This window comes from Pigmentiphaga litoralis (genome assembly GCF_048632615.1).
Classification (GTDB): Bacteria; Pseudomonadota; Gammaproteobacteria; order Burkholderiales; family Burkholderiaceae_B; genus Pigmentiphaga; species Pigmentiphaga litoralis_B.
The window spans coordinates 176571-189966 of the sequence record NZ_CP184479.1; the positions used below are offsets into that span (position 1 = coordinate 176571).

Genomic DNA, 13396 nt, shown 5'->3' on the forward strand with positions numbered 1-13396 from the left:
GCGGCCCCGGCGGCCGCTTGCGCGCCGTCGCGGCAAGGAAGCGATCCCTGGGGGTAAGGATGACTGAGGGGGCGGGATGGGAAGGGACACGTGGCGACTGGCTCGGAATGCAAGAGGCCGGCCCTGCGTCGGCGCAAACCGTGCGATCTTAGCGCGCCCTTGGGCGCTTGCATTCCGTAGTTCCCACAGGAATAGACCTTCGATGCAATACCGCGGCCAGCCACATTCCTGCTGCTGCGGAGCTACGATCCCGGGCAGAATGGCGGACCTGCCCACCCTGTTACGAGCCACCGATGACGCTACCCGCCCGCGCCTGGTCGTTGACGACCGCAACAAGCTGCTTGCTGCTTGTACTGACTGCCCACGCCCAGGCGCCCTCCCCCGCAGGCCTGTGGACCAGTGTCGATGACGCGACACAAGAACCCAAGGCGCTGATCCGGATCACCTCGGTCAACGGGCAGTTGCAGGGATCGATAGAAAAGCTGTTCCTGAAGCCGGGCGACGACCCGGCGCCCGCCTGCGTCAAATGCGAAGGCGCGTTGCGCAACGCGCCTATTGTTGGCCTGCAGATCCTGGGCGGGTTCCGGGAGGAGGACGGGAGCTACGTCGGCGGCACCATTCTCGATCCCGAGAACGGCAAGACCTACCGCAGCCGGATGACGCTGACCAGCGAAGGCAATGCGCTGGAAGTGCGCGGCTATATCGGCGTGCCTGCTTTCGGGCGAACGCAGACGTGGACGCGGGCCAGGTAGTTGCCGTCGCCGCCCGTCCTTCCTGGTCAGTGCGGGTGGCCTCAGCTATCGGACCAGGGCGTCGTGGTCCACAGCTTCTTGAACCCCTCGGTCGCCTTGTCCAGCCGCGTCTTCCATGCGGCGCCCTCGACATAGTCCATCTCGGTAAATTGAGACTGGGTCTGCTTGATGAATTCAGGGTCCTGGGCGATGTCGCGCAGCGCGCGGGTCAGTGTCTGCGTCACTTCAGTCGGGACGCCGGCTGGCGCAATAATGCCCCGTTCGGACGCAAAAACCAGATTGACGCCTTGTTCCTTGAAGCTGCGCGCGTCTTCGGCAAGCGGCGATCGGCCATCGCTTGCCTGGCCCAGGACGGTGACCCTGTCCTTGAACGGCATGACTTCCCCAACGTTCATTCCGCCGACATCCACCTGCCCGCCCAACACCGCATTGCGCAGCGGGCCGGCGCCGTTGAAGGGGATGTGGTTCAGGTCGACGCCGGTCAGTTGTTCGAACTGCACAAGCGCCAGGTGGTCGTCCGTGCCGACGCCGGTCGATCCGTAGCTGATCTTGCCGGGATTGGCTTTGGCGTCGGCGACCAGATCGGCCAGGCTTTTGTACTTGCTGGTGTTCAGCACACTGAAGGCACTGGGGTCACGCACCAGGTTAGCGATGTAGGTGAAGTCGCTTGCCTGATAGCGCGCCTTGCGTTCAATGGGAATAGACACCAGGCCCGGCATGTTGGTCATGCCCAGCACATAGCCATCGGGCTTGGCACGCGCCACATAGCTCAGCCCGATTTCGCCCGACGCACCCGCCTTGTTTGACACGATCACTGGCACGTTCAATTTCTTGGACAGATGCTGGGCGACGGTGCGAGCCGTGATGTCCGTGCCGCCGCCCGCGGCAAAGCCGACCACGATTTCGATCGGGCCGGCGGGCCACTTGTTGGCGTCCGCAGCCAGGGCCGGCGCGGCAAACGCCATGGCGAAAGAAGATACGAGCGCGGCGCTGAATGCGCGGCGTGTGAAGTGGGGGGTCATGGATGTCTCCTGATGATTATCGATCTTGGTTTTTTGCTCGCAGCTGGCGCGGACCGTCAGTGGGTGGACGGCCCGGGGACCGTCGGGCACCCCCAGTCGGCCCACAACTTGGCGACTGCGGCATAGTCGTCACGTCCGTATCCTGCCGCCACGCCCATGTCATACACACTGTGCGAGCCCTGAATCGCGAACAACGGCACGCCCAGCGTCTGCGCCAGTTGCAGCGCCAGCACCGAGTCCTTGCGCGCCGCATCCAGCGGCATGCCGCCTGCATAGTCGCCCTTCATGATGCGATCCGCGTAGCGGTAGGTCAGCGGGCGATGCAGGCCCATCTGCGCGTCGGACAGCAACGCAATCAGCTTTCCGCTATCCACGCCCGCCGCGGTGGCCAGGGCGCCGGCTTCGGCCACGACCACCATCACGGCATGCGCCACCGCGTTGTTGATGACCTTGGCGGCAGCCCCGGCGCCCAAGGGGCCGAAGTTCGTCTGCTTGCTGGCAATGGCGTCCAGCACTGGCTGCGCCTTGGCGATCGCATCGGGGTTGCCTCCCAGCGCCAAGGAGGCCGTGCCGGCGACCATTTGCCCCACGCCCGCCATGATCGATGCATCGACCAGATGGATGCCGAAGCCTTCGACCACGGCCTGCTCCGCCAGAATGTGTTCGGGATTGACGGTGCTGGTTTCGAGCACGACGGCGCCCGCGGGCAGGTGGGGTGCGATCTGCCGCAATACCGACAGAGATACCGCCGGCGTCGGCAGGCACAACACGATGATGTGGGTGTCGGCCAGCATCTCGGGCGACGTGATGCGTTCGGCGCCAAAGGCCTCTTTAGCCCGGCCCAGCTGCGCCGTGTCCAGGTCGAATACCTGAGTAGGAAAGTGGCGACCGACCCGTTCGGCCAGCGGATAGCCCATGTTGCCGAGGCCGTAGATGGCGACTTTGTCTGTTTGCATGATTGGGAATTCCTGACTATTTGGCGACGGCCATGGGCTGGTCATGCAGGCCGACGTACATGCTCTTGACCTGCGCATAGAGCTTGAGTCCGTCGATGCCTTTTTCGCGCCCGACACCGCTGTTCTTGAAGCCGCCAAAAGGCGTGCTTGTCACCGATTGTTTGTAGGTGTTGATCCAGACCGACCCCGCTTCCAGGGCACGGCCGATGCGCCAGGCGCGCTTGAAACTTTCCGTCCAGATGCCGCATGCCAGGCCGAAAGCGGTGCCATTGGCCTGGCGCACCAGATCGGCTTCGTCCTTGAATGGCAAGGCCACAAGCACCGGACCGAAGGCTTCTTCCTGGCATGTGGCGGCCTGGAAGTCGAGCCCGTCGATGACGGTAGGCAAGTAGAACGCGCCTTTATCGAAGGCGCCGTCGCCGGGCACGGCGCCGCCGCACAGGACGCGCCCGCCTTCGGCCCGCGCCCTTTCCACGAAGGCCATGACGCGCTCGCGGTGGTGAAACGACGCCAGGGGCCCCATCTCGACGCCCGCCTCGTCCGGCATGCCCACCTTGATGGCGCGGGCACGGTCCACCACCTGGCTCAGGACGTCGTCATAAACCGATGCTTCGATGAACAGGCGCGATCCAGCCACGCAGGATTGGCCGGCCGACCCGAAGATGCCGGCAACGACGGCCGCTACCGCATGTTCCCTGTCCGCATCCGCAAACACGATGTGCGGCGACTTGCCACCCAATTCCAATGCGGCCGGAATCAGCTTGTCGCCCGCCGCGCGACCGATCGCGCGGCCCGACACGGTCCCGCCCGTGAACGACACCATGCGTACGCCCGGATGCGCGACCAGTGCGGCGCCGATGTCCGCGCCGCGTCCTTGCACGACTTGCAACAAATGCTCGGGCAGCCCCGCTTCCCGTGCGATGCGGGCAAGTTCAGGCGCAAGCAATGGCGAGTCTTCGGAAGGCTTGAGCAACACGGCATTGCCCGCCGCCAGGGCCGGCGCCACCTTGGTGGCATCGTTCATGATCGGCGAATTCCAGGGCGTGATGGCCGCCACGACACCGAAGGGTTCGAGAACGGTAAAGGACAGGTAGTCCGACCGCGAAGGGGTCACACTGCTTTCCAGCGTTTCGCACACGCCGGCGTAATAGCGGAACGTGCCGATGGCGGAATCGACCATGCCACGGCATTCGCCCAAGGGCTTGCCGTTGTCCTGCATCTGCAGGCGGGCCAGGCTGTCCTTTTCCTTTTCGATCGCGTCGGCAATCAGGTAGAGCACCCGTGCCCGCTTGTGGGGCAGCATCTCGCGCCAGCCACTGGTATAAAACGCCTGCCACGCACGATCGACGGCGGCGTTCAATTCGTCGTTGCTGGTGACGGCAACGCGCGCGACTTCCTTTCCGTTTGCGGGATTGATGCTGATCAACTGTTCCGGCATGTTGGCCTGTCTCCTCAAGTGCCGCCTAGTCTAGGCAGATGCTTGTGGATTACAACGACCGCAATGTCGAAAAGCTTTTCACCAAAATTATTGATAATCAAACCATGACGACCGCCACCCCGCGCAGATCCCGGCGGAATGCCCCGCCGATCGATGACGATCGCAACCATACCGAACTGCCCCCGGCAGTCGTCGCGGTGATCGAAGCCATTGAAGTGGACATCATCCGTGGCCACCTGCTGCCCAGCGTGTGGCTGATCGAAGATCATCTGATGGAAGACTACGACGCCAAGCGCCACGTGGTGCGCGCGGCGTTGAGCGAACTGGGCAGGCTCGGCGTGGTGGTCAAGCAGCCGCATCGCGGCGCGCGCGTGCGCCGGTTCGAGGCAGAGTCACTGGCCCGGCTCCACCACTTTCGCAACATCCTTCATGTGTCAGCCGTGGATGCCTTTCCGCTGCCGGTCGCGCCCGACCGGCTGGATCGCCTCAGGCTCGCCGCCGCCGAACACGCGGAGGCCGTTGACAGCGGAGACCTGATCCGGATCCACCGCGCCAACATGGTGTTCCATCGACGTTTCTACGGGCTGTGCGACAACCCTTACATCAGCGAGTCCATCCGCCTGCACGACTGGATCAGTTTTCCGGCGCGTGCGTATGGCATGTCGGACGAGACATCGCTTCGCGTCGCCAAGGAAGAACACCATGCCATGGTAGAAGCCGTGGCGGCGCAGGATCGGGCCTTGTTGCGCGACCTGGCGTGCCGGCACACGGTCAATGCCCGCAACCTGTATGAGCAAAAGTTCTTGCTGAAGGGCGATCGCGTGCGTTGAGGCGGTGCGGCGAACCTCAGCCCGCGTTCAACAGCCCGATCAAGGCTGACGGGTTCCCGTAAGTCGAAGCAAGGTCTATCAGGGACATGCGGTTGCCAGAATCAACAACCAGCGCGGGCACACCGCGCACATTGAACTGGCGCATGAATTGTTGGGCGCGTTGCATGCGTTCGGCCAGCACGCGGTCGCGATACGCCGGCGTAAAGCGCTGCCCGGTCAGGCGCTGGATGCGCTGATCCGGCCCGCCAAGGTGCCGGCGTTTGTCGACATGTTGATGGAGCGCTGAAAGGTTCAGGGCGCCATGCTTTCAAGCGACGCGGCGGCTTGGGCAAGGCCTTGCAAGATCACGTCGGCAATCTGAGGAGAGAACCCCTTGGGCAAATCGGCGCTGACCTCTGCGATGACTTGCGGCGTGCGCGCCAGGATCGCTTCAATGAGCGGTTCGGCGCTGGCGGCGTAGCCCACCTTTTGCGCCGTGGTGTTGAAGTGGCGGCGTTGTATGTCGTGCATGGCGTAGTGGCGATTCTTGCCTAGCAACGCCATCGCCAGCTTGATGTCAAACGGCGACCATTGCGCAGCACCCTTGCCCATAACGGGGTACGCAGACATGACGTCATACAGGGGCGTCAGCCTGAACTCGCCACGCGGCAGAATTCGGATGCTGAAGTTCTTGGCATGACCATCCGGCGCACGCAGCATCCAGAACAGTATCTGGGCTGTCATCAGCGTCGTCATATCCGACTCGGCATTAACCGACCGCCGCAGCGTCGCGAACAACGCTTTGAGTCCAGGTCCCCCTTCACTCTCATACTTGCGTAGCGGGGAACATCCTTCGACCTGGCAGAAATCTTCTTGTGGCAGACGAAGCATCCATCGGCCATCGGGCGCCATGCGCCGGTCGAATCGTTCGACGACCAAGACCCGCTGTCCGCCAAAGGTCTCGATCTGCGCGTCGGCAACGTCGAGACCGTACGCCTTCAGGATCCGCAAGCACAGCCATTCGTTATCGACAGATGTTGTGAAGTCCGCCTGCCGTCCTCCCATCAGGCCCAACGGAAGCTTGAAGATATGGCTGGTCGGCGTCGTGCCGCGCGGCGCGCACCACTGACCCTGCCAACGCAGAAACGCCGTTTTTTCCTGGGCGCCAGCCAGTGAGAGGCGGAAGTCCGCGTCAGGTCCGTAGGCCCCGCCAAATGCATTGGGCGACACGGTCGCGATCAAGTGCCGCTCAATGTCCTCTTCAGACATGGGCACGCTGTCTATTCGGTCGAAACCCTCGGGGGATTCGTCCTCGCCAAGGATTTGTACGGCGCCGACGCAGTCGCGGCCAACCGCTTTCAACAGGTCGAATACGTCCGTCGATTCGGTCTTGAAGCGGTCGGCGACCCGACGTCGGATGGCGTCGCCATCGGGCAGCAGATTGTCGAAATAGTTGACGACCTGGTCGCCCTTGATCGGAACGTTCGACAGATTGAACGGCAGTGAAAGCGACAGCGGGCGTCCGACGTCCGCACCTACCCAATCCACGTCGTACTGTAATTCCGGCGCGCCACGCGCAGGAATCGTCCAACGCCCGACGCGCACGCCGTTCGTCCATAACGACAGGGTTCGGCTGTGTGAGCTGCGCCCCATGTCACCAGTCCGTTGCCGGTGGTGCCGATGCGGTGGTATGCCGCATCCCGATGCTTAATTCCAGCCCCAGCACCGCGCACCAGGCAAGCAGTTGTTCAGCGCTGAGTTGTTCCGGATGGAGTTCGAGGTGCGACACTCGAGACTGGCTCAGCCCAATTTGGGTGCCAATGTCAGCCTGGGTTAGCCCCATTGCGCGCCGGGAGGCTTGAAGCTCCAGGCCGAGTTGCGCGCTAGTGATCAAAACGTGACGGGACATGTTTTTGGCCCTACCTGCAATACAAGTAAACGCAATTTACCTGATATACGAATAAATGGGAAATATTCGTTTTGCAGCTAAGGGCCAACGGTCAAAGCGTACCCATCGCACGCAGCACTTGCTCGGGCTTGAGGGGCAGCGTGCATACACGGCCACCGCCCATGGCCGCCAGCGCATCATTGAGCGCGTTCATTACAGCCGCCGCCGCGCCGACGGTTCCCGCCTCGCCCACCCCCACGATGCCAAGGCCGTCATCGGTGAACGCCGGGCTTTCGGCATGGATCAGCTCGATATCCGGAAGATCCACCGCCATGGGCAGGTCATAGCTGGCGAGAGAGGACGCAAGCGAACGGCCGCGCGCATCGTAGGCGCATTCCTCCATCAACGCCGCGCCAAGCCCCTGCGCCACGCCGCCGCGCACCTGTTCGTTGACCAAGACAGGATTGACGACACGGCCGGCTTCGTGGACGACGATGTGACGGAGCAGTCGGATCTGGCCCGTGCCGGGATCCACGTCGACGTGTGACAGCTGGATGCCGGTGCCGCACCGGAACGGCTGCTTGAGCGGGCCGTAGGTGGTGCTGGCCATCAGTTGCGGCTGGATGCCGCCAAATTCGTAGGGGCGGAAGTGGGCCGCTTCGGCCAGCGCACGCAAGTCCAACAGGGGCGCGCCATCGTTGACGCTCACAATCTGGTCGTTGCGAAGGTCAAGCATGTCGGCTTCGGTCTTGAGCAGGATCGCAGCCAGTTGCAGGATCTCTTTACGCAACAGGACAGCGGCGTCGAATGCCGCCTGGCCGCCGATCGCCATGCCCCGCGATCCCCAGGTCCCGCCGCCATGCGACGTGACGGCCGTGTCGCCGGTCAGCACGTCCACGCGCTCGGTCGCGACGCCCAGTCCGTGCGCCACGACCTGCCGTACGCCCATCTCGGTGCCCTGCCCCTGCTCGGTCACGCTGGAAATACAGCGGAAGTGACCGGACGGTTCCAGGCGCAATGTGCACCCGTCCCGGCTAGACACGGCCTGTTCGCCCTGCCCATAGAACCAGGGGCCGCGCGACGTCTGTTCCACGAAGGCGGCGATGCCCAGGCCCTGGATGCGGCCTGACGCGCGCGCGGAGGCGATGGTTGCGCGCAGGGCGGGCAGGTCCACCTCCGCTTCAAGCGCGGCCAGGCTTTGCGTGAAGGCCAGGCGTTCGAAGCGGGTGCCGGTGGGCGAGACATAGGGGAAATCGGCGGGCTGCAGAAAGTTATTGCGGCGGACTTCGATCGGGTCGATGCCGCAGGCGCGCGCGGCCTCGTCGATCAAGGCCTCGGTCACGGCGCATGCGAGCGGATGGCCCACGCCGCGGTAATGTCCCGCCATGCCCTTGTTCTGGAAGACGATGTCGGCGGATGCCGCAAAAGCCTCGAATCGGTACGGCGCGCCGCACAGGCCCAGGATGGCGCGGGGCTCGCCCAGGCTGGACCTCGGATATTGCGAATACGGCCCGATCGCGTACACGTCCTGCACCTGGAAGGCGAGCAGCCTGCCCTGCGCATCCACGGCCAGCTTGCCCGCCACACGATGTTCGCGCGCCTGGATATCCGAGAGCATCGATTCGTTGCGATCCGCAATGAAACGCACGGTGCACCCAAGAAGGACGGCTGCGGCGCACACGGCGAGTTCATCACCGTAGAGCTGCTGCTTGATGCCAAACGCCCCGCCCACGTCCGGGCAGATGACTCGTACGCGATGGGCGTCCAGCCCGAGCAGGGTCGCGTATTCCTCTTGCATCTGATGCGGGCACTGATGGCTCAGGTGGACGGTCAGCCGTCGTTCGCCAGGTTCGAATTCAGCGACAAGGCCGCGGGTTTCCATGGGGACGCCAGTATGCCGATTGAAGGCGAAGTCGCATGCAACGACGTGAGCGGCGGCGGCGAACACGGCGTCGGGCTCACCCGACTGCTGATCCAGATGCAGCACCAGGTTGCTGGACAAGTCGGGATGCATGGGCGGCGCGGCAAGTGCGGCCTGTAGGTCGGTCAACGCCGGCAGTTCGTCCCACTGCACGACCACCCGCGCGCAGGCATCTTCGGCCTGCGCACGGCTGTCGGCAAGGACCATGACGACCGGTTCCCCGTGCCATCGCGCGATATCGATGGCCAAAGGGTGCTGCACAGGCGCCTGCAGGCCGGGGAATGCGGCGGTTGCGCCGCGATAGCCTTGACAGATGCGGGCAATGTCGGCCCCGGTCAGGACCGCAGCCACGCCCGGCATGTCGCGAGCGGCTTCAACGTCGATGCCGACGATCCGCGCATGGCCCCAGGGGCTGCGCAGGAAGGCGGCATGCAGGCTGCCCGGAAACGGCAGGTCGGCCACATAGCGGCCGCGGCCGGCCAGCAGGCGGCGGTTACGCGGCGACGACAAGCCCTGGCCAAGAGCAGTCGCCGCGGGTTCACGCATCGATCTCTCCGGCGCGGCGACGCAGGCTGGCCGTATCGACCACGGCATCGACAATGGCGTGGTATCCGGTGCACCGGCATAACTGGCCGGTCAACGCGGCCCGCACCCCGTCGCGTGTGATGGCGGGGTTGCTGCGCAGTGCATCGTCGGCGGTGATCAGCATACCTGCCGTACAAAAGCCGCACTGCAAGGCGGCATGGCGAAAGAAGGCGTCCTGCAGGTCGGCCAGTTCCCCGCTGGCGTTCAAGCCTTCTATCGTGTCGATGCGCATGCCTTCGGCCTGCACGGCCAGCATCAGGCAGGCGCGCACTACCTCGCCATTGGCGCGGACGGTGCATGCGCCGCACTGTCCCTGCTCGCAGCCCAGGTGCGTGCCCGTCAGGCGCAGCACATCACGCAGATAATCGGCCAGCGTCATGCGTACCGGCACGTCGTGCGAGCGCATCTTGCCGTTGACCGTACAGCGCAGGCGCAAGGTGGATTCGTCGAAAGTCATCGGGGTGAATGCGGTCATGTCAGAGGGCCGGGATAGGGCATGGCTGGAGGAAGGTCCAAGAACGCACGCAGCGCAGCCACCGCACGGGTCAGCAGGGTAGCAGCCAAGTGCAAACGGTAGACGGCGTCGTCACGTTCGACCAACGGTGTCAGCTCGGCGCGCAGCGCCGCATGGATGGCGTCGACATCCAGGGCGATGCCCACGCCCTCCGCGCCGCTCTGCCTTTCCGCCATGCCCCGCAACGCCTGCGAGACATCCTCCCCGGTCGCCAACAGCAAGCGAGGCCGATCCGACACACCGCCCACGGCGATGCGCACCGACGGTGCCTGACCGATTATCGGATTAACGGACAATGCGATGCTCGCCAAAGCGGGCGCAGTAGGCCGTCTGGCGATTTCATCGAAGAAGTGAAAACTGTTGGGTCCCGCCGCTGGTACATGGATGCCAGCGACGAACTCGTCGTGACGGCGCACCGTGCAAAACGCGCCGGCGAAGAACGACCCGGCGGCCACCTCGCGCACGCCCGACGATGAACGCAGGCAAACCCGCGCGGCCGACGCCACCGCGATCAACGGAAGCTCGCCGCCCGGATCGGCGTAGGCCAACGACCCGCAGACCGTACCGCGGTTCCGGACAGCCACATTGCCAATATGCGCGGCGGCGGCCGCCCAGGCCGGGGCGTACCGTTGCACCAGTGGATGTCTGAGCAGGTCGCCATGGCGCACCAGCGGCCCAATGTGCAACATGCCGTCGGGCCACTGCCCCAATGAATCGGCAGGCGCAGCCAGGGATTCCATCTGCCCTGCGCTGCCCGCCGCCCAGCGCAACGCAATCCTATTGGCACCCGGCAGATGGTTGATATCCACTACTACCTTGACGGCGCGGGTCCGCAGCGCGAGTTCCGGCATCAGGCTTTGCCCGCCTGCCAGCACGGCGGCATCGGCGCCATACCGGCCAAGTGCGTCCAGCAGTTCGGCTTCGCTGCGTGGCCGCACGTATAGGATGGGAGCAAGCTTCATGGCGCCGGTTTAATGATTCCAGGCGTTACCGAGTCGCCGACGTCACGTTCCGCCACTCCGTCACCGCACCTTGGCATGGCGCGTCAGCCGGCGTTCCACCAGGCCGACCGCGCCCATCAACGTCATGCCCAGCAGGAACACAATCATGACCAAAGCCCAGAAGCGGTCCATCTGGAAGCCATGCAAGTACGTGTCGAACAGCTCGCCCAGGCCGACCACGGCCACCACGATCTGCCCGATGATCACGCCCTTGATACCGCGCACCACGCTCAGCCGGATGCCCGTCATGACTTCGGGCATGGCCGACGGCAGCATGATCTTCGAGAACATCTGCCACCTCGTCGCGCCATGGCTGCGCGCCATCTCCAGCAAGGACCGGTTGATGCCGACCATGCCTTCGCGGGTATCGATGATGATGACCCACACCGCGAACAGGAATACGGTGGCGACCACCGTGGTTTCGCCTATGCCGAGAATGGGCATCAGCGCGGGCACGACGGCGGTCAGCGGCGCGGCGATGAAGATGTTGACCCACACGTTCAGGATGCGATCGACTGGCTTGAAGCGCCCCATCAACGCGCCCACCGGCACGCCCACCACGATGGCCAGCGCCATGCCCGTGGCGAACGCCCTGGCGGTAATGACGATGGCATCCTTGAATGATTGCAACTGCACAAGGCTGAAGGCCGTCGCGACGACGTGGGACAGCGGCGGGAACATGTCGGACGCCGCATAGCGCGCCGCCAATTCCCACAGCACTGCCCAAGCCAGCAAGGACAGCAGAATGGATTTGGGTTTGACCATGGGTCAGGCCAGATACTGTTTGAGTTGGGACCAGATATCGTCGACCGCATCCAGATAGCGCTGGTCGCGGCGGATGTCGTCAGGGCTGGCGTTGCGGTCCAGGCCGGGGCGGATCGTCTTGACCACCTTGCCTGGATGTCGGGTCAACAAGACAATCTCGTCGGACAGGTACACCGCTTCTTCGATCGAATGGGTCACGAAGATGACCGTTTTCTTTTCCACCCGCAGCAAGGACAACAGGTCTTCCTGCAGCTTGCGGCGCATCTGTTCGTCGATGGCGGAGAACGGCTCGTCCATCAGCAACACGTCGGCATCGACCGTCAGGGCACGGGCCAGGCCCGCCCGCTGCCGCATGCCACCCGAAAGCTCGTTGGGATATTTGTCTTCGAAGCCGGCCAGGCCGACTTCCCGGATGTAATGGCGGGCACTGGCCTCGCGTTCCGCGCGCGGCGTGCCGCGCAATTCCAGGCCGAACGCCACGTTGCGCAGTACGGTGGCCCAGGGCATCAGCGCGAAATCCTGGAACACGAACGCGCGGTCCGGACCCGGCCCGTACACCGTCTTGTCGTTCACGCGGATCTCGCCCGACGTCGGCGTGATCAGTCCCGCAATGATCTTGAGCAGCGTGGTCTTGCCGCAACCGGACGGACCCAGCAAGGTCACGAGCTCTCCGCGAGGGATGTCCAGCGTGGCATTCTCGAGGGCCAGCACGCCATTCGGGTAGCGCATGGTAATGCCGAGCGACTTGATGATCGGATGGGACGGCGTGACCGGTTGCGACGGCTGGGATGGCGCCGCTGGCGCGGTCGCGAGCAAGGAAGTCTGTGTCATGTCTGCGTGTGCTGCTGTCCAAGCGCCTTGAACACCCGGCGCTCGATAAGTTGCAAGGAGGTCAGCACCAGCGTGGCAAGCACGATGATGGACACGATCGCGGCGAACATTTCGGGATACCGCGCCACCGACCGGTAGTAGCTGATGGTGTCGCCGATACCGGTTGGCGTAATCAACAATTCGGCCAGGACGATGCCAATGAAGCCGCCCGAAATGCCCAGGCGCAGGCCCGCGAAGATCATTCCGCTGGCATGCGGCAGAATGATCTTGGTGACCTGCTGACGCCGCGTTCCCATGAAGGACCGGGTCATCTCCAGCAATGACGCGTTGGTCTGGCGGATGCCGCTGTAGCAGTTCATGGTGACCATGGGCAGCGACAGGATGACCACGGCAATGATCTTGGCAGTGATGCCGATGCCGTACAGAAAGGTGATCAGCGGAATGATCGCCGCCATCGGCGCGGTCTGCATGATGACCATGGCCGGATACAACGCCCACTCGGTCAGGCGCGACAGGCCCATGGCAATACCGCACGCTACGCCCAGCACCGCGGTGATAACCAGGCCTGCGATCAGTGGTGGCAACGTATTCGCATAGGCTTTGATCAGTTCGCCGCTGGCCAACAGGTTGAACATCGCAACCACCACTTTCGAGAAGGGTGGAAAGGCCAGGCTGATCGGGATCCGGCCAGCGATTTCCCACAGGCCAAAGAAGATCGCGAACGACGCCAGCTTCCATAGCAGGGGCGCATGCCGATGCCAGGGCGACGCATGCGCCGACGGTGCCGGTGCCGGCGGGGAGGCCGAGGCAGGCGTGCCCGCAGCGGCGCACCCCGGCGTCCCCACGGCCAGGCCAGGTCCGTTGGCCTGCACGGAAGCGCCGGGTGCGCCTGCAACGAGGGTGTGCGACATGGT

14 protein-coding genes are annotated in these 13396 nt (G+C 64.2%); 3 read left to right on the forward strand and 11 right to left on the reverse strand.

Annotated elements, in window-relative coordinates; all coding sequences use genetic code 11:
- Positions 1–293 precede the first annotated feature (293 nt).
- Positions 294–752 (forward strand): DUF2147 domain-containing protein, encoded by a 459-nt coding sequence (locus tag ACNANG_RS00870; RefSeq protein ID WP_420225594.1) that lies wholly within the window; start codon positions 294–296, stop codon positions 750–752.
- Between the two features lie 41 nt (positions 753–793).
- On the opposite strand, the gene ACNANG_RS00875 is transcribed toward ACNANG_RS00870, so the two are convergent.
- From ACNANG_RS00875 to ACNANG_RS00885, 3 genes are read right to left on the reverse strand one after another with little or no spacing between them, the layout of a single operon-like run.
- Positions 794–1774: a tripartite tricarboxylate transporter substrate binding protein gene (locus ACNANG_RS00875; protein WP_420225595.1), complete on the reverse strand. Its 981-nt coding sequence runs from the start codon at positions 1772–1774 to the stop codon at positions 794–796.
- A 56-nt stretch (positions 1775–1830) separates the two neighbouring features.
- Positions 1831–2730 carry an NAD(P)-dependent oxidoreductase gene (locus tag ACNANG_RS00880; protein WP_420225596.1) on the reverse strand — a complete coding sequence of 300 codons (900 nt, stop codon included), beginning with the start codon at positions 2728–2730 and terminating at the stop codon, positions 1831–1833.
- A gap of 16 nt (positions 2731–2746) precedes the next feature.
- Entirely contained in the window at positions 2747–4168 is a 1422-nt protein-coding gene (locus ACNANG_RS00885) for an aldehyde dehydrogenase (RefSeq protein ID WP_420225597.1), read from the reverse strand.
- Between the two features lie 104 nt (positions 4169–4272).
- Here ACNANG_RS00885 and ACNANG_RS00890 point away from each other — a divergent pair, with 104 nt between their 5' ends.
- Complete coding sequence (locus tag ACNANG_RS00890) at positions 4273–4998, forward strand: GntR family transcriptional regulator (protein ID WP_420225598.1); 726 nt, start codon at positions 4273–4275, stop codon at positions 4996–4998.
- 148 nt (positions 4999–5146) lie between these two features.
- Complete coding sequence (locus ACNANG_RS00895; RefSeq protein WP_420225599.1) at positions 5147–5284, forward strand: hypothetical protein; 138 nt, start codon at positions 5147–5149, stop codon at positions 5282–5284.
- Between the two features lie 5 nt (positions 5285–5289).
- On the opposite strand, the gene ACNANG_RS00900 is transcribed toward ACNANG_RS00895, so the two are convergent.
- From ACNANG_RS00900 to ACNANG_RS00935, 8 genes are all read right to left on the reverse strand, one after another.
- Positions 5290–6630: a type II toxin-antitoxin system HipA family toxin gene (locus ACNANG_RS00900; protein ID WP_420225600.1), complete on the reverse strand. Its 1341-nt coding sequence runs from the start codon at positions 6628–6630 to the stop codon at positions 5290–5292.
- A gap of 1 nt (position 6631) precedes the next feature.
- Complete coding sequence (locus tag ACNANG_RS00905) at positions 6632–6886, reverse strand: helix-turn-helix domain-containing protein (RefSeq protein WP_420225601.1); 255 nt, start codon at positions 6884–6886, stop codon at positions 6632–6634.
- 91 nt (positions 6887–6977) lie between these two features.
- Positions 6978–9332, reverse strand: a complete 2355-nt coding sequence (locus ACNANG_RS00910; protein ID WP_420225602.1) for a xanthine dehydrogenase family protein molybdopterin-binding subunit — start codon at positions 9330–9332, stop codon at positions 6978–6980.
- Positions 9325–9846, reverse strand: coding sequence for a (2Fe-2S)-binding protein (locus ACNANG_RS00915; RefSeq protein ID WP_420225603.1), 522 nt, complete (start codon positions 9844–9846; stop codon positions 9325–9327). Before ACNANG_RS00915 ends, ACNANG_RS00910 begins: the two co-directional genes overlap by 8 nt.
- On the reverse strand, positions 9843–10847 hold the full coding sequence (locus ACNANG_RS00920) for an FAD binding domain-containing protein (RefSeq protein ID WP_420225604.1): 1005 nt from the start codon (positions 10845–10847) through the stop codon (positions 9843–9845). The genes ACNANG_RS00915 and ACNANG_RS00920 overlap by 4 nt, the downstream gene beginning before the upstream one ends.
- 60 nt (positions 10848–10907) lie before the next feature.
- Complete coding sequence (locus ACNANG_RS00925; RefSeq protein WP_420225605.1) at positions 10908–11651, reverse strand: ABC transporter permease; 744 nt, start codon at positions 11649–11651, stop codon at positions 10908–10910.
- Positions 11652–11654: 3 nt separating this feature from the next.
- Positions 11655–12482, reverse strand: coding sequence for an ABC transporter ATP-binding protein (locus ACNANG_RS00930; protein WP_420225606.1), 828 nt, complete (start codon positions 12480–12482; stop codon positions 11655–11657).
- Positions 12479–13393 (reverse strand): ABC transporter permease, encoded by a 915-nt coding sequence (locus ACNANG_RS00935; protein WP_420225607.1) that lies wholly within the window; start codon positions 13391–13393, stop codon positions 12479–12481. Before ACNANG_RS00935 ends, ACNANG_RS00930 begins: the two co-directional genes overlap by 4 nt.
- Positions 13394–13396: the final 3 nt, after the last annotated feature.

Coding starts and splice junctions, on each gene's coding strand:
- ACNANG_RS00870 (WP_420225594.1), top strand. CDS start 294: ATGACGCTACCCGCCCGCGCCTGGTCGTTGACGACCGCAACAAGCTGC.
- ACNANG_RS00875 (WP_420225595.1), bottom strand. CDS start 1,774: ATGACCCCCCACTTCACACGCCGCGCATTCAGCGCCGCGCTCGTATCT.
- ACNANG_RS00880 (WP_420225596.1), bottom strand. CDS start 2,730: ATGCAAACAGACAAAGTCGCCATCTACGGCCTCGGCAACATGGGCTAT.
- ACNANG_RS00885 (WP_420225597.1), bottom strand. CDS start 4,168: ATGCCGGAACAGTTGATCAGCATCAATCCCGCAAACGGAAAGGAAGTC.
- ACNANG_RS00890 (WP_420225598.1), top strand. CDS start 4,273: ATGACGACCGCCACCCCGCGCAGATCCCGGCGGAATGCCCCGCCGATC.
- ACNANG_RS00900 (WP_420225600.1), bottom strand. CDS start 6,630: ATGGGGCGCAGCTCACACAGCCGAACCCTGTCGTTATGGACGAACGGC.
- ACNANG_RS00905 (WP_420225601.1), bottom strand. CDS start 6,886: ATGTCCCGTCACGTTTTGATCACTAGCGCGCAACTCGGCCTGGAGCTT.
- ACNANG_RS00910 (WP_420225602.1), bottom strand. CDS start 9,332: ATGCGTGAACCCGCGGCGACTGCTCTTGGCCAGGGCTTGTCGTCGCCG.
- ACNANG_RS00915 (WP_420225603.1), bottom strand. CDS start 9,846: ATGACCGCATTCACCCCGATGACTTTCGACGAATCCACCTTGCGCCTG.
- ACNANG_RS00920 (WP_420225604.1), bottom strand. CDS start 10,847: ATGAAGCTTGCTCCCATCCTATACGTGCGGCCACGCAGCGAAGCCGAA.
- ACNANG_RS00925 (WP_420225605.1), bottom strand. CDS start 11,651: ATGGTCAAACCCAAATCCATTCTGCTGTCCTTGCTGGCTTGGGCAGTG.
- ACNANG_RS00930 (WP_420225606.1), bottom strand. CDS start 12,482: ATGACACAGACTTCCTTGCTCGCGACCGCGCCAGCGGCGCCATCCCAG.
- ACNANG_RS00935 (WP_420225607.1), bottom strand. CDS start 13,393: ATGTCGCACACCCTCGTTGCAGGCGCACCCGGCGCTTCCGTGCAGGCC.